This window comes from Massilia pseudoviolaceinigra (assembly GCF_030846505.1).
In the GTDB taxonomy this organism is placed as follows: domain Bacteria; phylum Pseudomonadota; class Gammaproteobacteria; order Burkholderiales; family Burkholderiaceae_D; genus Telluria_A; species Telluria_A violaceinigra.
Map to the genome: position 1 here is coordinate 59,961 of NZ_JAVCWL010000022.1, position 24,887 is coordinate 84,847.

The following is a 24,887-nucleotide window of genomic DNA, read 5'->3' on the forward strand; positions in this document are numbered from 1 at the left end:
GTTAGTGGGCTTCCTTACTTGTGTTGATTGATCCGACCAGATGCTGGACGACCCGTTCCATCTTCATGAAACGCGAGCCCTTCACCAGTACAGTTGCGTCAGATGTGCTGCCCAATTGAGTATCGAGTGCTGCCAATAATTCGTCGAACTGCGTGTAATGCCGTGCGCCCGCGGCGGCCATGTGGCGCGTCAGTTCGCCGGTGACGAGCACCGTGTCGATGCCGCGCGCCGCCGCGTAGGCGCCGATTTCTTCGTGAAACTCGCGCCCCTGCGTGCCCACTTCGCCCATGTCGCCCAGTACCAGGATGCGCGGCGCGTGCGCCTGCGCCAGCACGTCGATGGCGGCGCGCACCGAATCCGGATTGGCGTTGTAGGTGTCGTCGATGACGGTGGCGCCGCCGGTAGCCTGTTTGCGCTGCAGGCGGCCGCTCACCGGTTCGAACGCGGCCAGGCCGCGCGCGACGATGTCGGGATTGACGCCGGCGGCCATGGTGCAGGCGATCGCGGCGAGCGCATTGCGCACATTGTGCAGCCCGGCCGCGGCCAGCCTGACGACGAACATGCGCAGCGCAGTGCCGTCAAGGCGCACGGTCACATCGAGTTCGCTGCCGAAATCGGCGACGCGGTGCACGCAGCTCACGTTCGATGCGGCGTCAAGGCCGAAGGTGACCGTGCGGCGGCCGGCGGCGATGCCCTGCCACAGCGGCGTGTACTCGTCGTCGCCCGGGAACACGGCCACGCCGTCTTGCGCCAGGCCGGCCAGCACGGCCCCGTTTTCGCGCGCGACCGCTTCGACCGTGTGCATGAATTCCTGGTGCTCGCGCTGGGCGTTGTTGACCAGGCCAATGGTCGGCGCGGCGATGGCGGTGAGGCGCGCGATTTCGCCCGGGTGGTTCATCCCCAGCTCGACCACGGCTGCCTTGTGCGCGGCGGTCAGGCGCATGAGCGTGAGCGGCACGCCGATTTCGTTATTCAGGTTGCCGCGCGTGGCCAGGCGCGTCTCGTCGGACAGGCCGGCCGCCAGGATCGCGGCGATCATTTCCTTGACGGTGGTCTTGCCGTTGCTGCCGGTGACGCCGATCACGGGAATGGCGTATTGCGCGCGCCAGTGATGGGCGATGCGGCCCAATGCGGCCAGTGTGTCGGGCACCACGATGGCCGGAAGCGTCCAGCCCTCCGGCAAACTCTCCACCACCACCGCGGCGGCGCCGCTGGCGGCCACCTGCTCCAGGAAATCGTGGGCATCGAAGGTCTCGCCGCGCAGGGCGACAAACAGCGCGCCGGCGCCGGCGCTGCGGCTGTCGGTCGAGACGCTCTCGAAGGAAGCGTCGGCCGTCATGCGCGCGCCGGGAATGGCCGCGACCAGTTGTGCGAGCGAGCCGCGCATCAGTTAGTCCTCATCATGGTCACGCGCGCGGCCAGCGCCAGCGCGGCGTGGTCGGCGTCGGAAAACGGCATCTTGCGGCCCTTGATTTCCTGGTACGGCTCGTGGCCTTTACCGGCCAGCAGGATCACATCCGGCTTGGCCGCGTGCTTGATGGCCGACAGGATCGCGGCGGCGCGGTCTTCGATCGCCTGGAAGCGCGATGTCGGATGGGCCGCATCCATGCCCGCGACGATCTGGGCGATGATGGCGGCCGGTTCTTCGCTGCGCGGATTGTCGCTGGTGACCAGCACGTGTTCGGCGATCTGCGCGATGGCGCCCATTTGCGGGCGCTTGCCCGGATCGCGGTCGCCGCCGCAGCCGAACACGCACCACAGCTGGCCGCCGCGTTCGTGCGCGACCTGGCGCAGCGCGCCCAGCGTCTGCTCGAGCGCGTCCGGCGTGTGGGCATAATCGATGACCACCATCGGCGCGTCCTGGCCGCCGATCTGCTGCATGCGGCCAGGGGCCGGAGTCAGTGCTTCGATGGCGTCGAGCGCAGGGCGCAGGACCACGCCCTTGGCCAGCAGCGCGCCCAGTACCGCCAGCGCGTTGCTGATGTTGAAGTGGCCCACCAGGCGCGTCTTGACCTGGGCGCTGCCGAGCGGCGAATCGAGATGGAATTCGGTGCCCGCATGGCGGCTGCGGAACTGCGAGGCGCGCAGCATGGTGACGCCGGCGATGTCGGGCTGGGCCGCAACGCCGCGCAGAGTGTAGCCAGTCACGGAAGGTGCGCCGCCAGGCTGGGAAATCAATTGGTTGACCAGGCGCTGTCCAGCCGGGTCGTCGAGGTTAAGCACTGCTGTTTTCAATCCTGGCCACGCGAACAGCTTGGCCTTCGCCGCTTCGTAGCATTCCATGGTGCCGTGATAATCGAGGTGGTCGCGCGTCAGGTTGGTAAACAGCGCAACGTCAAAATGCATGCCCAGGGTACGGCCTTGCCCGAGCCCGATGGAGCTTACCTCAATCGCGAGCGCGGTGGCGCCCGCGTCGCGCACGGCAGCGAGTTTTTCGGCCAGCAGCACCGCGTCCGGGGTGGTGTAGCCGGTGACGTCGTACTCGACCTCGCCGCGGCCGTTGAACAGGCCCACGCCCAGGGTGCCGATGACGGCGGCGGTCTGGCCCAGGCGCGCAAAGGCCTGGCCGAGCCAGACCGCGCACGAGGTCTTGCCGTTGGTGCCGGTCACGCCGACGGTGAACATGGCGGAGTCGGGCATCTGGTAGCAAGCGTGGGCGATCGGACCGGCGTTCGCCTTCAGGTCGGCCACGGCCAGGTGCGGCACGTTCCAGGCCGGGGTCCAGGCGAAATCGTGCTCGTCGTAGACAACGGCGGCGGCACCCTGCGCGATGGCCTTGCCGATGTAGGCACGGCCGTCGGCGGCATCGCCCGGATAGGCGAAAAACACATCACCCGCCTTGACGCGGCGCGAGTCGGAGACCACCCTGGCGCCCGGCGCCGCCTGGGCGATCCAGGCGCAGATTTCCTGTGGATTCATAGGCAGCATTACATGACCTCCCCGGAGCCATCGTACGGCGCGACGATTTCGGTCACGTCCGAATCGGGCGGAATATTAAGCGCGCGCAGCGCGTTGGCGGCCAGCGCGGCGAAAGTGGGCGCCGCCACGATGCCGCCGAAGTGGCCGAGCGCGGTCGGTTCGTCGATCATGACGGCGATGATGAAGCGCGGATTCGACATCGGCACCATGCCCACGAAACTGCCGATGTACTTGCGCGGCATCGCGTACTTGCCGTTTTCGACCTTATAGGCGGTGCCGGTCTTGCCGCCCACGCGGTAGCCGGCGATCTGCGCCTGCTTGGCGGTACCGTGCTGGCCCGAGACCGCGCGTTCGAGCATCTCGCGCATGTCGCGCGCGGTTTTCGGCTTGATGATCTGGCGCCCAACTGGCAGCTCGGTCACCTTCTGGAACGACAGCGGAATGGTGTCGCCATCGCGGGCGAACATCATGTAGCCGCGCGCCAGCTGCAGCAGCGAGACCGAGATGCCGTTCCCGTAGCTCATGGTGGCCTGTTCGACCGGACGCCACGATTTGTACGGACGCACGCGCCCCGCCACCGCGCCGGGAAAACCGAACTTGGGCTGCTGGCCGAAACCGACTTCGGTAAACATCTCCCACATTTCGCGCGGCGGCATGGAGAGCGCAATCTTGGAGGTGCCGATATTGGACGACATTTCGATGATTTCGGCGACCGAGATCACGCCGTGCGGCTTGGTGTCGGAAATCGGCGCGCCGTTGATCACCAGGCGTCCGGCGCCGGTATCGATGCGGGTGTTGGGCGTGACGCGCCCGGTGTCGAGCGCCAGCGCCACGGTGAATGGCTTGAGGGTCGATCCCGGCTCGAAAGTGTCGGTGATGACGCGGTTGCGCAGCTGCGCGCCGGTCAGTCCCTTGCGGTCGTTCGGGTCGTACGTCGGCCAGTTGGCCAGCGCCAGCACTTCGCCGGTTTTCACGTCCAGCACCACGGCGGCGCCGGCCTTGGCCTTGAACTTGGCCACGGCTTCCTTCACCTGCGTGAAGGCGATGTACTGCAGCTTGCTGTCGACCGACAGGGTCAGGTCGCGGCCGTCGTGCGGCTCTTTCGACAAGCCCACGTCTTCGACGATCTGGCCGAGGCGGTCCTTGATCACGCGGCGGCTGCCGGTGGTGCCGACGAGGGTCTTTTGCTGCGCCAGTTCCATGCTTTCCTGGCCGGCGTCTTCGACGTTGGTGAACCCGACCAGGTGGGTCGCGATTTCGCCCTGCGGGTAGAAGCGCTTGTATTCCTTGCGCGTGTCCAGGCCCTTGATGTCCAGTTTGGCGATCTGGTCGATCACCGGCATTTCCACCTGGCGCTTGAGGTAGACGAAGGTGCGGTCGGAATCGAGTTTTTTGCGCAGCTCGGCGTCGCTCATCTTGAGCAGCGCGGCCAGGGCGCGCAGTTTTTCCGGCGGCGAGGCCAGCACGTCTTCGGGGATGGCCCATACCGCCTTGACCGGCACCGAGGATGCCAGCACCTGGCCGTTGCGGTCGAGGATGCGCCCGCGCGTGGCGGGCAGTTCGATGGTGCGCTCGTAGCGCTGCTTGCCGTAGCTGATCAGGACCTCGTCGGTCACGGTTTGCAGCCACACGGCACGGCCGGCCAGCGCGACAAAGGCCGCGAACAGCACGAACAGCACGACGCGCGAACGCCAGGTCGGCAGGCTGACCGCCAGGACCGGGCTTTTCGAGAACGATACGCCTTTCGAGGCCGCTACTCGCGCGCCTGCCGCACCATTGCTACCGCGTTTCATTGCGCCCCTTCCGTCAGGTACTGCGTACGCGCCGGGGTCAGCGGCGTCATGTCGAGCTTGTCGCGCGCGATCTGTTCGATGCGCGCGTTGGTGCCCAGGGTCGACTGGTCCAGCTGCAGCTGCGACCAGTCGATGTCGAGCTGGCGCGCCTGCTGTTCCAGCTTGCCCAGTTCGATGAACAGGTTACGCGCCTGGTACTGGGCATTGACCAGCGACAGGGCGCAGCCGACCAGCAGCGCGGCCAGCACGATGTTGATCTTGCCGTTCACGGCGCGCTCCGGGCGGGCAGGCGTTCGGCTACCCGCATCACGGCCGAACGGGCGCGCGGATTGCCGTCGATTTCCAGGTCGGACGGCTTCATCTTGGTTACCAGCTTCATCAGCGGCTGCGGCAGGTCGACCGCGCGGATCGGCAGGCGGCGGTCGGGCTGCTCGACCTTGACCTTGCTCGCCAGGAACTGCTTGACCATGCGGTCTTCCAGCGAGTGGAAGCTGATCACGGCCATGCGCGCGCCGGGCGCGAGCATGGCGTAGGCGGCGCTCAAGCCTGTTTCAAGGTCTTCAAGCTCTTTATTGATGAAAATCCGGATAGCCTGAAAGGTCCGGGTGGCCGGATCCTTGCCCTTCTCCCGAGTTTTGACCGCGTTTGCCACGATGCCGGCAAGCTGTCGTGTGCTTGAAATTGGTTCGACTGCCCGGCGAGCAACAATCGCCTTTGCAATCTGAAAAGCAAACCGTTCTTCCCCATAATCGCGAATGACCCTTTCCAATTGTTGTTCTGTCTCGCTGGCCAGCCATGCGGCGGCGGAAACGCCGCGCGTGGTGTCCATGCGCATGTCGAGCGGACCATCGTTGCGGAAACTGAAACCGCGCGCGGCGTCGTCCACCTGCGGCGAGGAAATACCCAAGTCGAGCAGGATGCCGTCGACCTGCGCCACGCCGCGCGCGGCCAGCGCCTGCTGCATGGTGGCGAAACTGTCGTGCACGATCTCGAAGCGCGGGTCGTCGATCTGTCCCGCCGTGGCGATGGCCTGCAAATCCTTGTCGAAGGCAAACAGGCGCCCTTTCGGGCCCAGGCGCGACAGGATCAGGCGGCTGTGTCCACCGCGACCGAAGGTCCCGTCTATATAAGTGCCATCGGCACGCGCACCCGTCAGATCGAGCGCATCGACCGCTTCGTCCAGCAACACCGTCCGGTGCTGAAATTCCGGCACCGCCACCACGTTCATCATCGGCGCGCCTTAGAAAGAAAAATTAGATAACACATCGGGCATGCCACCGGCGACGGCGGCTTGCTCGTCTTCGGCCAGCTTGGCGGCATCCCAGATCTCGAAATGGCTGCCCATGCCCAGCAGCATGACTTCGCGGGTCAGGCCGACGGCACTGCGCAGCTCGGGGGAAATGAGGATGCGGCCGGCGGAGTCGAGCTCGACATCGCAAGCGTTGCCGAGGAAAATACGCTGCCACGCGCGGGCCGACATCGGCCAGGCGGCAATTTGCTCGCGGTGCGATTCCCACACCGGACGCGGAAAAAACAGCAGGCACCCGTGCGGGTGGCGGGTAAGCGTGAGGCGGCCTTCGCACTGGACTGCGAGTGCGTCGCGATGCTTGGCGGGAATGGACATCCTGCCTTTCGCATCGAGATTGATTGCGGACGCGCCTTGAAACACGAGTTACCTACTTGGAAAAGTTATTATGAAGTCGGTGTTTTGGCGCCAGGAGCATCATTTTTCTCCCACAAAACTACACTTTTTCACACAGTTGCCCACTTTAGATGAAGCCATCTGGACGGTCAAGCGCTTTCAATCGTGCTAAAAGGGAATTTTGTTAATGAAGTCAAGGACTTAGCGCATTACCTTGAAGGATCTTCAAAGTAAAATATGTCGAAAAATTAGAGACTTAGACAAGACACTGAATGTTCAACCTCATCTATACACATGGGTTTGCGAGACACAACAAAGCTTAAAATAATTACATCTGCTTACTTTTACGCAACGGATGAGTGATTTGTCCGATACGCGGGCCGGACTGTGGTAGACAGGCTGCGCGGGAGGTAAAACGCGGCCTTGCGCGGCCCGGCTGGACGCGACGCGCGCTGACGCGGCCCCGCCTGGCCTGGCCCAAGTGGCGCGGCCTGACGTGGCCCGGCCTGACGTGGCCCGGCCTGACGTGGCGCGGCCTGACGTGGCGCGGCCTGACGTGGCCCGGCCTGACGTGGCGCGGCCTGACGTGGCCCGGCCTGACGTGGCCCGGCCTGACGTGGCCGGGCCTGACGTAATTACGCTGCTGCGCGAAAACGCGCTCAGTAGCGCAAGGATCGGAATATGCGGGAAATGATTGCAGCCTACCGCCACTGGGGTGCGCGCGCCCTGACAGCGGGCGCGGCATGATTGCGTCGGCGCATTGCGCGCCGGATGTTCAATGTGAAGCAGGCCGATAGGCCGGATTTTGTTACGGCGACTACCCTTGCAGGCATTCGCTATGACAGCCATTCCTCTAGGCGCCGAATTACTCCGGCGCTCAAGCTCCCTACCCGCACGCTCCGCGAGCCGCCTCAACGCGTGCCTATTTGGGATTGCTCCAGGTGGAGGTTACCGCGTTTCACCGTAACTTAATACGCTCGTCTCTGTGGCCCTATTCCTCGCCTTATACTCCCCGGCTTGCGCCGGTCGGCTTTCAGCGGACGGCCATTAACCGTCACCCTGCTCTATGGAGTCCGGACCTTCCTCCCGCCGACGCATTACGCGCCAGCCAGCGACTGTCTGGCCTGCTTCACCCCTCCATTGTACCGCGCCCCGCCCATCACGGCCAAGTTTCCGGCGATCATCGCGCCACTGATACCGATTTCGATATCAATCCTGTAAAAAATGTGATCGCAGCCGAGTTACCCACCGTACATACATACAATTACAATATCGAAAATTTATAAAAAGGAAACAAATGAAATTATTGCCCCTCGTCGCACTGATCAGCACCACCCTGTTCGCCAGCGCCACCGCCCATGCTGCGGACTGGCCGGAAGGTTTCTCGAAATGCGCCGCCCAGGGCGGAACTTGTGACGTCGGCGCCAGCAAACGCAAGGTGTCATTCGGCATCAAAAACAAATGGGTCGTCAAATCGCTCAGCGGCAAAGTTGCCTGCACCGTCGCCACGTTCGGCAGCGATCCTTATCCGAGCCTCGACAAGAAATGCGCGCTAGGCCCGCTCGATGGCGGCACCACGCCGCCGACCACCCCGCCAACGACGCCGCCAACAACGCCGCCGACCACCCCGCCAGCGGACACCGATCCGGTGACGCAAGCAGCCCCGCCAACCGGATGGGCCAGCCACGGCACTGGCACCCGCGGCGGCGCGGCGGCGGCACAGAAGGATGTCTTCCTGGTCAGCACGCCATCGCAACTGCTGGCCGCACTCAAGACCGAGGGCGGCAAACCGGTGCAGATCAAGGTCTACGGCACCATCGACATGGCCGCCGACGGTCCGTTCAAGAGTGTCGCCGACCAGGGCGTGCGCAGCCTGATTTCGCTGCCGTCGAACAGCACCCTGATCGGCGTGGGTCCGAATGCGGGCATCGTCAACGGCCGCATCATGATCAAGGGCGTGGATAACGTCATCGTGCGCAACCTGACCATCGCCAACCCATGCGACATCGCCCCGGTATGGGACCCGAAAGATACCAGTACCGGCAACTGGAACTCGCGCTATGACGGCATGAACGTCGACAAGTCGACCCACGTCTGGATCGACCACAACACCTTCACCGATGCGCCGCGCACCGACGACCAGTTCCCGAAAGAGAATGGCAAACTCAAGCAATGCCACGATGGCTCGCTCGACATCAAGAACGGCGCCGACTACGTGACCGTGTCCAACAATGTGTTCAAGCTGCACGAGAAAAACACCCTGGTCGGCTCGTCCGACGACACCACCACCGACGATGGCCACCTGACGGTGACTTTCCACGGCAATCATTATCTGGACATCACCGGCCGTTCGCCGCGCGTGCGTTTCGGTAAGGTTCACATCTACAACAACTACTTCCAGGGCGACCGCGATGCCAAGCTGTACCCGCACAACTACAGCATCGGCGTGGGTTACAAGGCCAAGATCGTGTCGCAGCACAATGCCTTCGACGTCATCGGCGCCAAGGAATGCGGCGATGTGGTCCAAGCTTCGGGTTCGTCCAGCAAAACCGGTGCCATCGTCGACAGCGGCTCCCAGCTGAACGGCGCGGCACTGGGCATGGGCGGCGAAAGCTGCAAGTTCAGCAACGCGATCGGCTGGACCCTGCCGTACACCCCGGCCGTGATCGATGCGTCGAAAGTGCGCGAATCGGTCCTGCGTAACGCAGGCGCCGGCAAGCTCAGCGTCAGGTAATCCCCGCAATGCCGCGGCCCGCCCCCGGCCGCGGCGTTGTGAACATGAGCCTCGCGCGCTAGCGCGGCTGGGCCGGCGCAGCGCCGCCGGCCTCCCCCAGCTCAGACACCAGCACCCGGTCGATCCGGTGCCGGTCCATATCCACCACCTCGAAACGATAGCGTTCCCACACAAAACGGTCGGACGCAGCGGGCACATGCCCAAGTTGCTCCAGCACAAACCCGGCCAGGGTCTGATAGGCCCCGCTCGCTTCGCCGGGCAGCGCTGGGCCAATTGCGAGCAGCTCGCGCAGGCGCGCCAGCGGCAGGTCGCCATCGAGCAGCCAGCTGCCATCGTCGCGCCGCACGGCGTCCGGTTCGCGCGCCTCGTTCCCGGGCAGCACGCCGATCAGCGCCGCCATCAGGTCGTTCAGGGTGACCATGCCCTTGAGCTGGCCGTGCTCGTCGACCACCAGCGCCAGCTCGGCGTGCTGCTGGCGCAACTGTTCCAGCAAGCCGCGCGCGCTGACCGTGGCCGGCACCAGCAGCGCCGGATGCATGGCAGCGCCGATATCGATGGCGTCGAGCGCCCGCTGCCGGATCGCCTGGGCGAACAGCTCGCCCGCGTCGACCACCCCCAGCACGTGCGACGGGTCGCCGCGCACCACCGGAAAGCGGCTGAACGGGCTGGCCGCGATGCGCGCCAGGTTGTCGCCGCGGTCGCCATCGAGGTCGATCAGCTGCAGATCGGCGCGCGGGGTCATCAGCGCATCGAGACGCTGGTCGTCCAGGCGCAGGGCGCGCTCGGCGATGTCCGATTCGGTCTTGTCGAGCACGCCGGCGTCCGCGCTTTCCCTGAGCATGCCGCTGATTTCATCGGCGGTCGGGGCGCTGTCGGGCGCTCGTCCCATGCCCAGAACGCGCATGATCAGGTCGCTCAAGGCCGACAACAGGCGCACCAAGGGCGCCATCGCCCGCGACAGCGCGTGCAGGGGCGGCGCGATGACGGAGGCCACGAATTCGGGATACTGGATCGCGATGCGCTTGGGGACCAGCTCGCCGAGCAGGATCGAGACCAGCGTGATGCCGGCCACCACCACGGCCAGCGCCAGCGGACGTGCATACGGCGCCAGCACCGGCACCGCGGCCAGTTGCGGCGCCAGGCGTTCGGTCAGCGAGGCTTCGCCGAAGGCGCCGTTAAAGATGGAAATGACGGTAATGCCGATCTGGACCGTGGAGAGGAAGGCGCTGGGATCGTCGGCCAGCTGCATCGCCGCGCGCGCGCCGCCGCGCCCCTCCCCGGCCATTTTCTCGAGCCGCACCCGCTTGGCCGACACCAGCGCCAGCTCGGACATGGAAAACACGCCATTGAGCAAGATGAGGACGAGGATGATCAGCAATTCCATGGAAGGTAGCTTGCGCGGACGGTGAATCCATCCAAGTTAGCCCTGCCATATCGCCGGGGTTTGAGGCAGGCCAATGTCGCGCGCCCTTCGCCCGGGATAGTAATTCTGATATTTAATGTCGTAATTTCAAAAGCTTGCGAGAATCGGCTCGCATAGAATGGCGCATACTCAACCATCAAGGCAGAGACGACATGACGCACCCTTCCCGCAGTGGCGGCCAGATCCTGGTCGATGCGCTCAACATTCACGGCGTCGACACCGCCTTCGGGGTTCCCGGCGAAAGCTACCTCGATGTGCTCGACGCCCTGCACGATTCCGACATCCGTTTCATCATCAACCGCCAGGAAGGCGGCGCCGCGTTCATGGCCGAAGCCTACGGCAAGCTGACCGGCAAGCCCGGCATCTGCTTCGTCACGCGCGGCCCGGGCGCCACCAACGCCTCGATCGGCGTGCACACGGCCTACCAGGATTCGACCCCGATGATCCTGTTCATCGGCCAGGTCGGCAACGATTTCATCGACCGCGAAGCGTTCCAGGAGATCGACTACCGCCGCATGTACGGCCAGATGGCCAAGTGGGTCACCCAGATCGACCGCGCCGACCGCATTCCGGAATACATTGCGCGCGCCTTCCAGGTCGCCACCAGCGGCCGACCGGGTCCGGTGGTGCTGGCGCTGCCGGAAGACATGCTGATCGACACCGCCAGCGTGGCCGACACGCGCCGCTACCAGCCGGTGCAGGCGTCGCCGTCAAGCGAGCAGATCGCCTCCCTGCGCGAGATGCTGGCCGGGGCCAAAAGTCCGGTCGTGCTGCTTGGCGGCGCCAGCTGGAACGCCCAGGCCTGCGCCGACCTGCAACGCTTCGCCGCAGCCAACGCCCTGCCGGTCGGCTGCACCTTCCGCTTCCAGGACCTGCTCGACAACGCCCACCCCAACTATATAGGTGACGTAGGCATCGGCATCAATCCGAAACTGGCCGCGCGCGTGAAAAACGCCGACCTGGTGATCGCCATCGGCCCGCGCCTGGGCGAAATGACGACCGGCGGCTACACCCTGCTGGCCTCGCCTGTCCCGGCCCAGCGCCTGGTGCATTTCCATGCCGACGCCGAGGAACTGGGCAGCGTCTACCAGGCCGATCTGATGATCAACAGCGGCGCCGCGCAAGCCTGCGCCATGCTGGCCGCGATGGAACCGGTCGATGCGTCCGCCTGGCGCGCCAGCGTGGCCGAGGCGAAAGCCGAGCTGGCCGCCTACCAGGAACAGCCGCCGATCTTCAAGGATGGCAAGGCTCCGCTCGACCTGTGGCAAGTGGTGCAGGAATTGATGGCGCAAGTGCCGCGCGATACCATCATCACCAATGGCGCCGGTAATTACGCATCATGGGCGCACCGCTTTTACCGCTATGGCGGCATGCGTACCCAGCTGGCGCCGACGAATGGCGCGATGGGTTACAGCGTTCCATCGGGAATAGCCGCAAAGATTGTCGATCCGACACGTACTGTGGTGACCTTTGCCGGCGATGGCGAATTCATGATGAACGGCCAGGAGCTGGCCACGGCGGTGCAATACAAAGCCGGCGTGATTATCATCGTCTTTAATAATGGCATGTTCGGCACCATCCGCATGCACCAGGAGCGCGATTATCCGGGCCGGGTGTCGGGCACCAGCTTGCATAACCCGGACTTTGCCGAACTGGCCAAGGCTTACGGCGCCCATGGCGAGGTGGTCAATGCGACAGCGGAGTTTGGCCCGGCCCTGGCACGCGCGCTGGCGCACACGCGCGACAAGTCGCTGCCGGCGGTGATCGAACTGCGCTACGACGGGAATTTGATTACGCCGAATGCGACGCTGGAAACCATCAGGAAGACGGCTGAAGCTGCAAAGGCCGCCAAGTAAGGGAAGGTTAGCCCGCTAACGATACCAGTGGTATCGTTAGCGAGCACAAGAAGGAGCGCATGCCGGACAGGCCATGCGCTTTGTCTTGAAAATCGGGAAAGAACGAGTTACTGCGGACTGAGCAGCTGCGCTTGCGGCAGCAGTTCAAGACCAAGCTCGGCTGGCATAGGCAGCGGCCGGTCGTAGGCGCTTGGCGCTTCGGTCACGGGCGCCGTAAAGAAACAAGCCACCGTGGCGATAAACGCCAATCCGATGACGTTGCGTATCCACATCGACCCCGCCACATGAATCGTCTCCGGCGAAATCAACAAGCTGAAATTGTCTGGGCTTTTCACACTGCCTCCTGTCATCGTTTTGTAATAATTTATACCCTTTTCCGATAAAAGCATAGCGAATCTTGAGTCGGATTGATGCATATGTGTGCCACTTCATACAGCCTAATTATTTGTCGCACGTTTGAGCCAGCGCATGACGTTTCCTATTAATGGCAGCTTTTCATATAACTCCTCGGCGGCATCCCAATAATCGCGATGTGTCATTACAGCCCCGCCCGCATCGAAGCGGATCCGGGTAGCGCCGCGGATGCATTGCGGCGCTTTGGAAAAGCGCTTCATCCGGAACAGAAACTCCCATGTCAGGAAGGCGTCGTCGCCCTGCAGCACGGTCGACGTCACCACGAAGCGCGGCTGCTCGACCTGTGCGAACATGTGCACGAAAATGTCGATGATCGGCTCAATTCCGCACACCTCATTGAACGGGTCCTTGAACTGCGCATCGGGCGCGTAAATCCGCGTCAGCTGCGCACGCATCGAGGCGCGCTCGATATTCTCGTAGAAGTGCACCAGCCGTGCCAGTTCAGGCGCGCGGTTCATAACCCCGTCACCTTGTGAATCAGCCAGAAATACAGGCGATACGGCAGCAGCCGCGCCAGGCGCATGCTGTTGGTGAAGCGCTTGGGGAAATGAATGTGGAAGTCCCCGCGCTCGATCCCCTCCACCATCGCATACGCGGCATCGGCGGCGCTCATCAGGGCCGGCATCTTGAAGTCGTTCTTCGCCGTCAGGGGCGTGTCGACGAAGCCCGGATTGATCTGGTACACCGCGATCCCGCGCGCACGCAAATCGAGGTACAGCGACTCGAACAGATTGATCAGCGCCGCCTTGGTCGGCCCGTACACCAGCGCCTTGGGCAGCCCGCCGTAGCCAGCCACCGACGCCACAATGCCGATTCCGCCCGCGCCCTGCTTGATCAGCAGCGGCAGCGCCACGTCGAGGCAATTGAAAGCGCCGCGCAGGTTCAGGTCGATCATCCGGTTGGCCGCCGCCAGGTCGATCGCATCGGCCCGCATTTCGTTGTAGCCGCCGGCCGCGATCAGCACCAGGTCGATGCCGCCCCACGCGGCCACGATGCGCTGGCAGGCCGCGTCGACGCTGGCACGGTCGGTCACGTCCAGCGCCAGCGCCAGCGCGTGCGGCTTGCCCGCCACCGTCAGTTCCAGCTTGTCGGCGCTGCGCGCGGAAAACGCCACGCGCGCACCCAGGTCGAGCAGCAGGTGCGCGGCCGCTTCGCCGATGCCGGTCGATGCGCCGATCATCCACACGCGCCGCCCGCGCCACTCTTTGATGCGCGGATTCATTGCGGCGCCACGCCCGTGGCGGGACGCTTGCTGAACGACAGGGTCACGCTGCCCAGGTTCACGCCGAACTTGCTCATCGCCGTGCGGTTCAGCATGACCTTGTCGTCGATCAGGAACATCCAGTCGTCCATGTCCATGTTGATCACCTTGCCGTCGACCGGCAGCGCCAGCACATACTGCCAGCGCAGCGCATTGCCCGACACCGTGCCGCGCGCGGTGCCGACGACGTCCGCCGCCGTGGCCGTGAAGGTTCCCGGCCCGGTTTTGGTCAGCGTCCAGACGCGCTTCTGGCGCGTGCCATCGGAGTACACGAAATCTTCATCGAGCACGCCCGTGTCGCCATTCCACTGGCAGCGCATCACCACCACGAAGCGTTTGATGACTTCACCGGAGCGGTCCTGGAACATGCCGTGCGCGTCCAGCGTGCCGTTGAAATACCGGGTGATGTCGAGGCTCGGCGACTGTTTCGCGTAGGTTTCGGGGGTGGGCGTGCTGCAGCCGGCGATGGCCAGCGCCAGGGCGCCGGCGGCGAAAATTTTTGAGAGTGTCATCGTTCAATCCTTTATAAGTTAACAGTGGCGCAGGGGCGCGCGCCACAACATGGCGGCGGCCAGCAATTTAAGTGCGCACGGCAGCAGCGCGTAGGCGGCCGCCAGCGCGGTGGTTCCGCCCCCGGCGCCGGGCACGTAGCCGAGCCACGCCAGCAGCGGCAAGGCGATGCCGGCGGCCAGCGCCAGCGTCATTTGCACGCCCCAGTTCCATACGCCGAAGTAGGCCGCTTCGCGCCCGCCGGCATGCCCGGCCGCGCCGATCACGCCGGCCAGCAGCGCCGGCGGCAGCGCCAGGTCGGCGCCCAGCGCCAGTCCGGACAACAGGCAGATCACGCCGAAGGCGATGCCCGACCCTGCGCCCAGCCCGAACGCCCAGACGAAAACGGCGGCCGCCAGCAGCATGCCGGCGGCCCAGGCGCGCGCCTCGCCGAAACGGGCGGCGGCGCCGATCCACAGCGGCATGGAGGCCGCCGCCGCGCCGAAGTACACAATCAGGAACAGGCCGGACATGGCGCCCAGCTGCAGCCGGTCGGCCGCAAAGAACAGGAACAGCGTGGCCGGAATCGCGGATGCGATGCCGTTGACGATCAGGACCGCGAACAGGGCCCGGAACGGCGCCTCCCGAAACGGCGCCGTCATGGCGCGCCAGCCGGGCCGCGCCGCGGGTGCCCCGCCGATGGTCGGACGCGCGGCCCTGGCCAGCAGCAACGCGCCGCCCACGGCCAGGGCGACGGCGAAGGCCACGCTCAGGGCGCCGTAGCCCGCCTGGCCCGTCACCGCCGCCGCCAGCACCACGCCCACCAGGCCGCAGGCTTCGCGCACGCCAGTCACGCGCGCGCGCTCAAGCGGGGCCTGGGTCAGCGCCGCGCCCCAGCTCTGGTGCGCAATGGTGGCGATGCTGAAACCGACGTACACCAGCATCAGCGCGCCGAGAAACCAGGCCATGGTCGCCAGGCTTCCCAGTGGCGGCGGGTGGAACAGCGCGACGAAGCCGGCCAGCAGTACCGGCAGCGACAGCGCCACATAGCGCGCGTAGGCGCCCTGCCCGCGCTCGATCCACCACCCGAGCAGCGGATCGATGAAGGCGGCGGCCACGCGCGCGGTCAGCAGCACGGCGCCGATCAGCGCCAGCGACAGCCCGGCGCGTCCGGCGTAGAACTGGGGCAGGTAAACATAGATCGGCAGCGCGACCATCGCCAGCGGCAGGCCGAACAGGCCGTACGACAGCAGCATCGGCAGCGACAGCCGGCTCATCGCGCGCCAGCGTGTTTGAGCAGCGCGGCCCGCAGCGAGCGTGCGCTGGTGGCCGGGTCGAGCCAGATGCCGAAAAAGGCGCGCGCGAACTCCGGGTCGGGCACCGAGGCCAGCGCCTTGCCATCGAGGTAAAAACGCGCGCCCCCACCGGGCACGAACACCCCGCTGATGCGGGTGCCTTCTTTCACATCGGGGAAGATGGTCTTCATCTTGTCCAGCCACTGGGCGCGCTGGACCGCGCTACCGGCGCCGATTTTTTCCATCTGGTCGGCGCTGGCCTCGGCGATCTTGACGCCATCGAGCTTGCGCGCATAGCGCAGCTCCAGCGCGAACGGCAGGTCGGTGCGGTAGCCTTTGTCGCCCACCCACAGTTCGGCTTCATAGATCGCCAGCCCGAACCAGGTGTAGGTGCCCTTGCCTGCCAGGCGCGCCTGCGACAGGTTTTCTTCGATGTGGGCCGGGGCGGCGCCGGCTGCCCCGAAGGCCGGCATCGACAGCAGCGCGAACACTGACAACAGCATGCGGCGCCGCATCTCAGGCTTTCGTCAGGGTGAAGTGCATGACGTCGGTATTCTTTTCGCGGAACGCGGCCTCGCAGTAGCACAGGTAAAACTCCCAGGTGCGGATGAAGCGCTCGTCGAAGCCCTGCGCGCGTACCTCGTCCAGGCGCGCGTGGAACGCCTTGCGCCATTCGACCAGGGTGTCGGCGTAATCGATGCCGAAGCGGTGCTGGTGCGTCACCGTGAGGCCGTATTCAAAAGCCATGCGTTCGAACACCGATGGCGACGGCAGCATCCCGCCCGGGAAAATGAACTGCTGGATGAAGTCCGTGCCCTTGCGATAGCGCTCGAACAATTCGTCGGCGATGACGATGGTCTGGATGCAGGCGCGCCCGCCCGATTTGAGGTTGCGCGCGATGCACTCGAAGTAGCTGGGCCAGTAGCTCTCGCCCACCGCCTCGAACATCTCGATCGAGGCAATCGCATCGTACTGGCCGGCGCTGTCGCGGTAGTCGCACAGGCGCAGGTCGGTCTGGTCGAGCAGGCCGGCTTGTTCCAGGCGGTTCTTGGCGTAGGCCAGCTGCTGCTCCGACAGGGTCAGTCCCGTCACATGCACCTCGCCCTCGCGCGCCGCCAGTTCGGCGAATCCGCCCCAGCCGCAGCCGATTTCAAGCACCTTCTGGCCGGGTGAAACCTCCAGCTGGCGCAGGATGCTGCGGTACTTTGCCTTCTGCGCCTGTTCCAGGTCGCGCCCGCTGGCTTCGGTGTACAGGGCGCTCGAATACGTCATCGACGGATCGAGCCACAACTTATAGAACGCGTTGCCGATGTCGTAGTGGGCGTGGATGTTCTTGCGGCTGCCGGCCTTGCTGTTGCGGTTCAGGAGGTGCTTGATGCGGTAGGCCAGGCTGCCCCACCAGCTGCCGTAGACCAGCGTCTCGATGGCGGCGCGGTTGCGCGCCAGCAGGGCGATCAGGCCGGTCAGGTTGTTGGTGTTCCAGCCGCCGTCGATATAGGCTTGCGCAAAGCCGATGTCGCCCGAGCGCATGGCCGCGGAAAAGCAGTTCCAGTTGTTCAGCTCCAGGATGACGGGCACCGACTCGTCGCCGAAGTGACGCTGCGCGCCGTCCGGCGTGGTCAATGTCAGCGCGCCGTGTTTCAGGTTCTCGAGCAGCTTGACAATGAGCTTGGCGGACGAGGGCGCGGACGTGGCGGTGCGCAGGCTGGACGCGGCCGGTGCAAGCGATGGCAGGGATTGGGAGCTCATCGGGTTACCTTATGTTGGGGTGGAGTCGGTTTGGAAAAGAACGGGACGCGCCGCAGCCAGAGGCGCAGCGCCTGAATATGAATGCGCGCCACCACGCCGGCCGTCATCAGCGGAAAGCCGAAGAAGGCGCGCGCGGCGCTGCCTGAGGTGATCGGCGTGGCGCTGCCGGACAGGCTCGTTTGCAGCAGCGCGCCGTCGGCATCGTCGTAATCGATGCAGGCCAGGGTGCTGTCCTGCGGCAGGCCATCGTTCAAGCGCCGCACGTGCGTGAAGCGGAAGCGGTAGCCGCCCTGCACCTGGCAGAACGGCGACACGTGGAACACCTTGCGCGCATGCAGTTCCTGGCCGTTGGCGATGTCGGCGCCGCTGTCGAGCAGATAAAAGTGGCGTTCGCCGAAGGTATTGCGCACGTCGCACACCAGCGCGCGCAGGGCGCCGTCACGCCGGTGGCAAAACCAGAACGAGACCGGATTGAACACGAAGCCGAGCACCCGCGGCATGGTTTGCAGCCATACCTCGCCATCGGCGTCGAGAATGCCTTCCTTGTGCAGCAGCGCGTCGATCCAGTCGACCAGCGGGGCCTTGCCGTCGCCATGGTCGGCGTCGGAAAAGGACAGCAGATTGAAGCGGTTGCGCGAAAACAGCGCGCAGCCGAAACCCTGCGCACCCATCGCGCGCAGCGGCAGGCGCACGTAATAGGTGGCGTAGGCAAACGCATTGGCCACCGGGCGCAGGCGCGTATGGCGCACCTGGCCGAAGCACAGCTGCGCGCGCGCATCGACGGCGGGGTCAGGCCGCCGCATGCTGCGCGCCCTGCATCAGGCCCGTCAGCGCGGCGGCGGCGGCAAGGCCGGACTTGAGACCATCTTCATGGAAGCCGTAGCCGGTCCAGGCGCCTGCGAACCAGGTGTTCTGGTGGCCCTGGAATCCGGCCAGGCGCGTTTGCGCGGCTACGGCGGCGTCGTCGAACACCGGGTGCGCGTAGTCGAACGACGCCAGCACGCGGGCACGGTTCGGCTCATCGATCGGGTTGAGCGAGACGATCACCGGCGTTGTAAACGGCAGCGGCTGCAGCTCGTTGAGCAGGTAGTGCACGCATACCTGCGGCGTGACCGAGGCCGTGCTCTGGTAATTCCAGGCCGACCAGGCCTTGCGGCTGCGCGGCAGGCAGCTGGCGTCCGTATGCAGCACGGCGCGGTTGGGCTGGTAGCGCACCGCCGCCAGCACCGACCGCTCGTCGTCGCGCGCGTCTCCCAGCAGCGCCAGCGACTGGTCGCTGTGGCAAGCCATGACGACATGGTCGAACTGCTCGCTTTCGATGGCGGTATCGACGCGCACCGAGCGCGCGCCGCCGGCCGGGTTGCGCGTCACGCCGGTGACCGGGGACGCCAGGCGGCGCTGGGGAATGGCGGCGAGCAGTTTGTCGACATAGTTGCGCGAACCGCCGCGCACGGTGCGCCACTGGGGCCGGTCGCTCACCTGCAGCAAGCCGTGGTTGTGGCAGAAGCGGATGAAGGTCGCCACCGGGAAGGCCAGCATCTGGTCAGAGGGGCACGACCAGATGCAGGCCGCCATCGGCAGCAGGTACCAGGCGCGGAACTGGGCGCTATAGCCATGCTGGTCGAGGAAGTCGCCCAGCGACATGGCCGGCATGCGGTTGGCCACGGCCAGGCTGGTGGCGTGGCGGTTGAAGCGCAGGATGTCGCGCACCATGCCCAGGAAGCGCGGACGCAGCAGGTTGCCGCGCTGGGCGAACACGGTGTCGAGATTGCTGCCGGCCCATTCCAGCATGCGCGCGCCGCGCTCCGTCCCGAGCGGCAGCTTGACCGAGAACGACATGTCGCTGGGCGCCGTTTCCACGCCAAGTTCGGCGAACAGGGCGATCAGGTTCGGGTAGGTGCGCTCGTTGAACACCAAAAAGCCGGTGTCCACGCCATGCGTGATGCCATCGAGGGTCACGTCCACCGTGTTGCTGTGGCCACCGAAGTAAGCACCCGCTTCATACAGGGTCACGTCCGCCCCGCCCTGGACAAGCCGGTATGCGCACGACAAACCTGAAATCCCTGCCCCAATCACCGCTATCTTCATCGCTCCACCTGTTTTCTTTGTTTTGTCTAGGACAAACTTGCCACCTGACGGATAATCCGTGAAATAATGAAATATGTCAACAGTTTGTCCATGACAAACTGAACTGTCATTGATTTATACGTCGTGGGTGGGAAATTGGATTCAAGAAACACGATTTATTACCAAGCAGGAATATCAAGAGGCATGGCATCATGTGGCGCCGGCGGCGACCCGTGAGAAACAAGCTGATACAAAGAGTAGTTTTTTGTTTATTATTTCGACTTACAATCGGGACGATGTCCTGAACAAACGATGAATGCGACAATGAGCCAAGCACAGACCACTGCCGTCTTCAGCAGCATCAGCGACGTGGAACGGGATACCGGCATCCCCAAGGAAACGCTGCGCGTGTGGGAACGGCGCTATAACTTTCCGCAGCCGCAGCGCGACGCCAACGGCGAGCGCCTGTATCCGCTCGACCAGGTGGCGCGCCTGCGGGTGGTCAAGCGCCTGCTGGACATGGGTTACCGCCCCGGCAAGATCATGCATTTGGACACCGAAGAGCTGAGCAGCATGGCCAGCAAGTCCGGCACCGGCACCATTGCCGCCGACGCCGACGATCCGGTGCTGCGCCAGTGCCTGGTCATGATCAAGGCGCACCAGATGCACGAGCTGCGCCAGAAAATGGCCCAGTCGCTGCTGCAGCTGGGCTTGCGCCGCTTCGTGCTGGAACTGGTGGCGCCGCTGACCACGCTGGTGGGCGAAACCTGGGCCGCCGGCGGCCTGGCCATTTTTGAAGAACACCTGTTCGCCGAACTGCTGCAAAGCGTGATGCGCAACGCGATCTTCGCGGCCAACCAGCAGACCGGCCAGATCGACGCCGCCCCGCGCATCCTGCTTACCACCGTGCCCCAGGAACGCCACGGCCTGGGCCTGCTGATGGCCGAAGCGCTGTTCGCGCTGGAAGGGGCGCACTGCGTCTCGCTCGGCGTGCAGACGCCGTTGGCCGATATCGTCGAGGCGGCGCGGGTGCAGCGCGCCGATATCGTGGCGCTGTCGTTTTCGAGCGTGATGTCGCCGCGCGCGGCGGTCGACAATGTGGGGGAGCTGCAAAACCGGCTGGGCGAGAGCGTGCAGGTGTGGGCCGGCGGCAGCTGCGCCGCGCTGGCCCGGCGCCAGCTCGGGCCCAACCGCGTGCTCGACCTGCACGACATCGATGCGGCGGTGGCGCGCTGGCGGGCACAGAACAGCGCGCTTAGCGCTTAGGCGGGCGAGCAATCGACGCTGCCGGCCAGCCCGGCAGGGGAAACCCGGCCCTGCTCTGGTAAAATACGCGGCATCGATTTCGTCGTGCCCGGCGCCGCCGGGCATCAGCATGCTGCGCCCTCCAACACATTCCCATGTTTAGTTTTTTTAAGAAAAAACCGCCCGCTCCCGATCTTCCGCCGCCACCGCAGAGCGCTCCGCCTGTACCGGCCGTGCCTGTCCAGCCCATACCCGCACCAATCGTGCAACCCGCGGCCGCGCCGGACCTGCCTGCACCAGCGGCAACGCCGTCACGCCGTTACGGCACCACCTCGACCTTCGTCGCGCCAGCACCGCTGCCCGCCTTCGGCAGCGAGCTGATTCCGGAAACCGCCGAGCGCCTCGGCAATGATGCCGACAGCAAAAGCTCCTGGATGGCGCGCCTGAAAGCGGGCCTGTCGAAAACCTCGAACAATCTGAGCCTGCTGTTCGTGGGCGCGCGCATCGACGAAGACCTGTACGAAGAGCTGGAAGCGGCCCTGCTGATGTCCGACGCTGGCATGGACGCCACCGATTTCCTGCTCACCGAGCTGCGCCGCAAGGTAAAAGAAGACAAGCTGCTCGACGCGGCCGCCGTCAAGGCCGCGCTCAAGGTACTCATGACCGACATGCTGCGTCCCCTGGTCAAGCCGCTCGAACTGGGCCGCCACGAACCGCTGGTGATGATGATCGCGGGCGTGAACGGCGCCGGCAAGACCACCACCATCGGCAAGCTCGCCAAGCACATGCAGAAGTACGAGCAGTCGGTGCTGCTGGCCGCCGGCGACACCTTCCGCGCCGCCGCGCGCGAGCAATTGATGGTCTGGGGCCAGCGCAACAACGTCACCGTGATCGCCCAGGAATCGGGCGACCCGGCCGCCGTGGCCTTCGATGCCGTGCAATCGGGCAAAGCGCGCAAGATGGATGTGGTCATGGTCGACACGGCCGGCCGCCTGCCGACCCAGCTGCACCTGATGGAAGAATTGAAAAAGATCAAGCGCGTGATCGGCAAGGGCATGGATGGCGCCCCGCACGAAGTGCTGCTGGTCATCGACGGCAACACCGGTCAGAATGCCCTGGCCCAGGTCAAGGCCTTCGACGATGCGCTGCAGCTGACCGGCCTCGTGATCACCAAGCTGGACGGCACCGCCAAGGGCGGCGTGCTGGCCGCGATTGCCCGCACGCGCCCGATTCCCGTGTATTTCATCGGGGTCGGCGAAAAAATCGAAGACCTGCAACCGTTCAGCGCCGACGAATTCGTCGAGGCGCTGCTGGGATAAGCGTACATGATCGAATTCCGGTGTGTCTCCAAAACCTACTCGGCCGACGCCACCGCCCTGCGCGAAGTAACGCTCAACATCGCCCGCGGCGAACTGGTCTACCTGGCCGGCCCGTCCGGCGCCGGCAAGTCGACCCTGCTGAAGATGATCGCGGCCATGGAGCGCCCCACCTCGGGCAGCGTACTGGTCAACGAGCAGGATATCGGGCGCATGAAAAACGCCAGCCTGCCCTACCTGCGGCGCAACCTCGGCCTGATTTTCCAGCAGCAGCGCCTGCTGACCGACCGTTCGATCCTGGCCAACACCATGCTGCCCCTGCTGGTCACCGGGGCGTCGAAGGCCGAGGCCGAACTGCGGGCCCGCGCCGCGCTGGAAAAAGTCGGGCTGGAAGCACGCGCGCTGGCGCGGCCGCTCGAATTGTCGGGCGGCGAACAGCAGCGCGTGGCGATCGCCCGCGCCATCGTCAACCGGCCCCAGATTATTCTGGCCGACGAACCGACCGCCAATCTGGACCGCGCCAGCGCCGACAAGGTGCTCGACGCACTGCGCGCCTTTCATTCGGTGGGCGTGACCTGCCTGATCGCCACCCATGACGAACTGGTGCTGTACGACGCCGCGCGCCAGGGCAGCGCGCGCGTGATCCGGCTTGACCAGGGCAGCGTGGTGGGAGACGCCACATGAAGCGCTGGTTCCGCCAACACAGTTTCGCCATCGGCTCGGCGCTCGGCCAGCTGGGCAAGTCACCGCTCAGCTTCCTGTTCAATGTGATTGTGGTTGCCATCGCGCTCACCTTGCCGTTCGCCGGCCTGACCCTGCTCGACAATGTGCGTCCGATGTCGGAGCAGTTGTCGGTCGAGCCGGAAATCAGCGTCTTCACCAAGGCCGAGACCACGCGCGAGCAGGCGCAGGCGCTGGAACCGGCGATCCGCGCGATCCTGGCCGATCCCAAGTCGCGCATCGCGTTCGTCTCGCGCGAACAGGCGCTCGACAGCCTGAAAAACAAGAGCGGCCTGGCCGACGTCCTGACCACGCTGGGCGAAAATCCCCTGCCGGACGGGTATGTCTTGAAGCTCGACAGTTTCAGGAGCGTGAGCGAAGCGGGCAGCGTCGACGCCATCGCCGAGCGCCTGCGCGCGCTGCCGGGCGTGGACGCGGTGCAGGTCGATTCGGCCTGGGTCAAGCGCCTGGCCGCCCTGCTGCGCGTGATGCGCCTGATCCTGCTGCTGCTGGCCGTCACCCTCGGCATGGTAGTCATTGCGGTGGTGTTCAATACGATCCGCCTGCAGGTGCTGACCCAGCGCGACGAAATCGCCGTGAGCAAACTGATCGGCGCGACCGACGGCTTCATCCACCGTCCCTTCTATTACACCGGGGGCCTGCTGGGCTTGTGCGCCGGCGGCGTGGCGCTGGGCGCGGTGACCTTGTCGCTGCAGCCACTCAATACGGCCATCGGCGAGTTCGCGCGCCTGTACGGCTCGTCATTCCAGCTGGCGCCGCTCAATCCGGTGGCGATGGGCGTGCTGCTGGCCGTGAGCACCGCGCTCGGCCTGGCCGGGGCGGTACTGTCGGTGCGCAGGCACCTGGCGCGCCTGCGCTAGGGCGGCAATGTCGCCAATGAGTATCCGCCTGGACTGAATCACGCGCCTCATGGCGCGACCGCCGGCCTCTCTGATGACATAGTCGGATTACGTGGATGTCGCGCCATCGTCAAACACCGCCTGCACGCTGGGCGTACTGAGGCTGCGCTCGAACCACTGTTCAAGCTCTGCCTGAGTGGCCCGGGCGATGCGCTGCGCTGCCGGCGCCGGCAAATCGCCGAACCGGCTGCGCAACAGGCTGCCCAGCATCCGCGAAGTGCAATGACTTGCCCTTCCGCCTTGCCGTCTTCCTTGGCCTTCTCCGCCGACGCGAAGCCCTTTTGAATGCCGATCTCCGCGAGCTGCTCGGCCCACGTTGCAAGTTTGCCTCCCATGTCAGCATCCTCCTCCGCGCTATCAACCATAAACAATTCGGAATTGCCGGTTGCGCGTGCCAGCAAACCGTTTACCCACACCTGGACCGAGCGCCGCAGGCTGGCCTGGGGGGCTTCCTTGAACCATGTCGTCAGCGCAGGCAAGACGTTCGTTGAGACATCGGGAAAGAGTGAAAGGTCAAGCCGGAACAGCAGCGCCAGCAAGCTGGCGGGCGCTTGCATGAGGAGCCCGGCCAGCTCCGCGCTGGCGCTCCAGTACGGCGAGCCGTTGTAGAACACCAGCGGCAGCACCGGCCTAGTTCAAGAGGACAGGCCGGCGGTCGCGCCGCGCGGCGTATTGATTAAGGGGTGTCATTGCCTCCCTTTCCGGTCACCGCCTCCGACGCGGCCCCGCCATACAGATAGTTGTCCTTGTCGTCGCCATCCATGATGATGGGATTCATGCTGTCATTCGAACATGGAGGGAAATGATGTTTTAATTTAAAGATTGCATGTTATCAATGCGCGGCCCTGACGTGTTACGAGCGCATTGCGTGTGTAAACGAACAGAAGCGCCTGACATGATGGGCGACACTGGGACCGGACTCAAATACTGCGCTGGCGCAAATGCATGGCGATCCGGCGCACCGCTAATTTGAGCTGTATCAAGGGGCGAATGGTACCCTCCACTAGAGTGAAGCTTGCTAATTTATGGTTTCCTCGAAGTAAT

The 24,887-nt window shown here is 64.9% G+C and carries 23 protein-coding genes and 1 other RNA gene; 6 read left to right on the plus strand and 18 right to left on the minus strand.

The window, feature by feature from the left end:
- Position 1: 1 nt before the first annotated feature.
- The 7 genes from RBA40_RS21175 to rnpB all read right to left on the minus strand — a co-directional run bounded on the left by RBA40_RS21175 (position 2) and on the right by rnpB (position 7,485).
- Positions 2 to 1,387, minus strand: coding sequence for a UDP-N-acetylmuramoyl-tripeptide--D-alanyl-D-alanine ligase (locus tag RBA40_RS21175; RefSeq protein ID WP_306649724.1), 1,386 nt, complete (start codon positions 1,385 to 1,387; stop codon positions 2 to 4).
- A complete protein-coding gene (locus tag RBA40_RS21180; RefSeq protein WP_374710526.1) occupies positions 1,387 to 2,928 on the minus strand; it encodes a UDP-N-acetylmuramoyl-L-alanyl-D-glutamate--2,6-diaminopimelate ligase in 1,542 nt (513 codons plus the stop codon). Before RBA40_RS21180 ends, RBA40_RS21175 begins: the two co-directional genes overlap by 1 nt.
- Positions 2,928 to 4,712, minus strand: a complete 1,785-nt coding sequence (locus RBA40_RS21185; RefSeq protein WP_306649725.1) for a peptidoglycan D,D-transpeptidase FtsI family protein — start codon at positions 4,710 to 4,712, stop codon at positions 2,928 to 2,930. Before RBA40_RS21185 ends, RBA40_RS21180 begins: the two co-directional genes overlap by 1 nt.
- Complete coding sequence (ftsL, locus tag RBA40_RS21190; protein WP_099874440.1) at positions 4,709 to 4,981, minus strand: cell division protein FtsL; 273 nt, start codon at positions 4,979 to 4,981, stop codon at positions 4,709 to 4,711. The genes RBA40_RS21185 and ftsL overlap by 4 nt, the downstream gene beginning before the upstream one ends.
- The gene (gene rsmH / locus RBA40_RS21195; RefSeq protein ID WP_306649809.1) at positions 4,978 to 5,940 is read right to left on the minus strand and encodes a 16S rRNA (cytosine(1402)-N(4))-methyltransferase RsmH; all 963 of its coding nucleotides are present in this window, start codon (positions 5,938 to 5,940) and stop codon (positions 4,978 to 4,980) included. Before rsmH ends, ftsL begins: the two co-directional genes overlap by 4 nt.
- Before the next feature lie 12 nt (positions 5,941 to 5,952).
- Positions 5,953 to 6,381, minus strand: a complete 429-nt coding sequence (gene mraZ / locus RBA40_RS21200) for a division/cell wall cluster transcriptional repressor MraZ (protein ID WP_054266448.1) — start codon at positions 6,379 to 6,381, stop codon at positions 5,953 to 5,955.
- Between the two features lie 751 nt (positions 6,382 to 7,132).
- Positions 7,133 to 7,485, minus strand: an RNA gene (gene rnpB / locus RBA40_RS21205) — RNase P RNA component class A.
- Positions 7,486 to 7,651: 166 nt separating this feature from the next.
- On the opposite strand from rnpB, the gene RBA40_RS21210 reads away from it, so the two are divergent.
- Positions 7,652 to 9,088: a pectate lyase family protein gene (locus tag RBA40_RS21210; RefSeq protein ID WP_306649726.1), complete on the plus strand. Its 1,437-nt coding sequence runs from the start codon at positions 7,652 to 7,654 to the stop codon at positions 9,086 to 9,088.
- 58 nt (positions 9,089 to 9,146) lie between these two features.
- On the opposite strand, the gene RBA40_RS21215 is transcribed toward RBA40_RS21210, so the two are convergent.
- On the minus strand, positions 9,147 to 10,472 hold the full coding sequence (locus RBA40_RS21215) for a hemolysin family protein (protein WP_306649727.1): 1,326 nt from the start codon (positions 10,470 to 10,472) through the stop codon (positions 9,147 to 9,149).
- A 191-nt stretch (positions 10,473 to 10,663) separates the two neighbouring features.
- On the opposite strand from RBA40_RS21215, the gene RBA40_RS21220 reads away from it, so the two are divergent.
- A complete protein-coding gene (locus RBA40_RS21220; RefSeq protein ID WP_306649728.1) occupies positions 10,664 to 12,367 on the plus strand; it encodes a thiamine pyrophosphate-binding protein in 1,704 nt (567 codons plus the stop codon).
- Positions 12,368 to 12,474: 107 nt separating this feature from the next.
- On the opposite strand, the gene RBA40_RS21225 is transcribed toward RBA40_RS21220, so the two are convergent.
- The 9 genes from RBA40_RS21225 to RBA40_RS21265 all read right to left on the minus strand — a co-directional run bounded on the left by RBA40_RS21225 (position 12,475) and on the right by RBA40_RS21265 (position 19,663).
- Complete coding sequence (locus tag RBA40_RS21225) at positions 12,475 to 12,702, minus strand: hypothetical protein (RefSeq protein WP_099874436.1); 228 nt, start codon at positions 12,700 to 12,702, stop codon at positions 12,475 to 12,477.
- Between the two features lie 102 nt (positions 12,703 to 12,804).
- Positions 12,805 to 13,239 (minus strand): nuclear transport factor 2 family protein, encoded by a 435-nt coding sequence (locus RBA40_RS21230; RefSeq protein ID WP_306649729.1) that lies wholly within the window; start codon positions 13,237 to 13,239, stop codon positions 12,805 to 12,807.
- A complete protein-coding gene (locus RBA40_RS21235) occupies positions 13,236 to 14,003 on the minus strand; it encodes an SDR family NAD(P)-dependent oxidoreductase (RefSeq protein ID WP_306649730.1) in 768 nt (255 codons plus the stop codon). The genes RBA40_RS21230 and RBA40_RS21235 overlap by 4 nt, the downstream gene beginning before the upstream one ends.
- A complete protein-coding gene (locus RBA40_RS21240; RefSeq protein ID WP_306649731.1) occupies positions 14,000 to 14,554 on the minus strand; it encodes a DUF3833 domain-containing protein in 555 nt (184 codons plus the stop codon). Before RBA40_RS21240 ends, RBA40_RS21235 begins: the two co-directional genes overlap by 4 nt.
- Positions 14,555 to 14,572: 18 nt before the next feature.
- Positions 14,573 to 15,808, minus strand: a complete 1,236-nt coding sequence (locus tag RBA40_RS21245) for an MFS transporter (protein ID WP_306649732.1) — start codon at positions 15,806 to 15,808, stop codon at positions 14,573 to 14,575.
- Entirely contained in the window at positions 15,805 to 16,329 is a 525-nt protein-coding gene (locus tag RBA40_RS21250; protein WP_306649733.1) for a chalcone isomerase family protein, read from the minus strand. Before RBA40_RS21250 ends, RBA40_RS21245 begins: the two co-directional genes overlap by 4 nt.
- A 13-nt stretch (positions 16,330 to 16,342) precedes the next feature.
- Positions 16,343 to 17,575 (minus strand): SAM-dependent methyltransferase, encoded by a 1,233-nt coding sequence (locus RBA40_RS21255; protein WP_306649734.1) that lies wholly within the window; start codon positions 17,573 to 17,575, stop codon positions 16,343 to 16,345.
- Positions 17,572 to 18,378, minus strand: a complete 807-nt coding sequence (locus tag RBA40_RS21260; protein WP_306649735.1) for a DUF1365 domain-containing protein — start codon at positions 18,376 to 18,378, stop codon at positions 17,572 to 17,574. The genes RBA40_RS21255 and RBA40_RS21260 overlap by 4 nt, the downstream gene beginning before the upstream one ends.
- Entirely contained in the window at positions 18,365 to 19,663 is a 1,299-nt protein-coding gene (locus RBA40_RS21265) for an NAD(P)/FAD-dependent oxidoreductase (protein ID WP_306649736.1), read from the minus strand. Before RBA40_RS21265 ends, RBA40_RS21260 begins: the two co-directional genes overlap by 14 nt.
- A 303-nt stretch (positions 19,664 to 19,966) precedes the next feature.
- Between RBA40_RS21265 and RBA40_RS21270 the strand changes: the two genes are divergently transcribed.
- The 4 genes from RBA40_RS21270 (at position 19,967) to ftsX (ending at position 23,804) form a co-directional block, all read left to right on the plus strand.
- Positions 19,967 to 20,908: a MerR family transcriptional regulator gene (locus RBA40_RS21270; RefSeq protein WP_306649737.1), complete on the plus strand. Its 942-nt coding sequence runs from the start codon at positions 19,967 to 19,969 to the stop codon at positions 20,906 to 20,908.
- A 134-nt stretch (positions 20,909 to 21,042) separates the two neighbouring features.
- The gene (ftsY, locus tag RBA40_RS21275; protein ID WP_306649738.1) at positions 21,043 to 22,206 is read left to right on the plus strand and encodes a signal recognition particle-docking protein FtsY; all 1,164 of its coding nucleotides are present in this window, start codon (positions 21,043 to 21,045) and stop codon (positions 22,204 to 22,206) included.
- Positions 22,207 to 22,212: 6 nt separating this feature from the next.
- Positions 22,213 to 22,887: a cell division ATP-binding protein FtsE gene (locus RBA40_RS21280; protein ID WP_306649740.1), complete on the plus strand. Its 675-nt coding sequence runs from the start codon at positions 22,213 to 22,215 to the stop codon at positions 22,885 to 22,887.
- Positions 22,884 to 23,804 carry a permease-like cell division protein FtsX gene (gene ftsX / locus RBA40_RS21285; RefSeq protein ID WP_306649741.1) on the plus strand — a complete coding sequence of 307 codons (921 nt, stop codon included), beginning with the start codon at positions 22,884 to 22,886 and terminating at the stop codon, positions 23,802 to 23,804. Before RBA40_RS21280 ends, ftsX begins: the two co-directional genes overlap by 4 nt.
- 47 nt (positions 23,805 to 23,851) lie before the next feature.
- Here the strand turns inward: ftsX and RBA40_RS21290 are convergent, their stop codons facing one another.
- Entirely contained in the window at positions 23,852 to 24,469 is a 618-nt protein-coding gene (locus RBA40_RS21290; RefSeq protein WP_306649742.1) for a hypothetical protein, read from the minus strand.
- Positions 24,470 to 24,887: the final 418 nt, after the last annotated feature.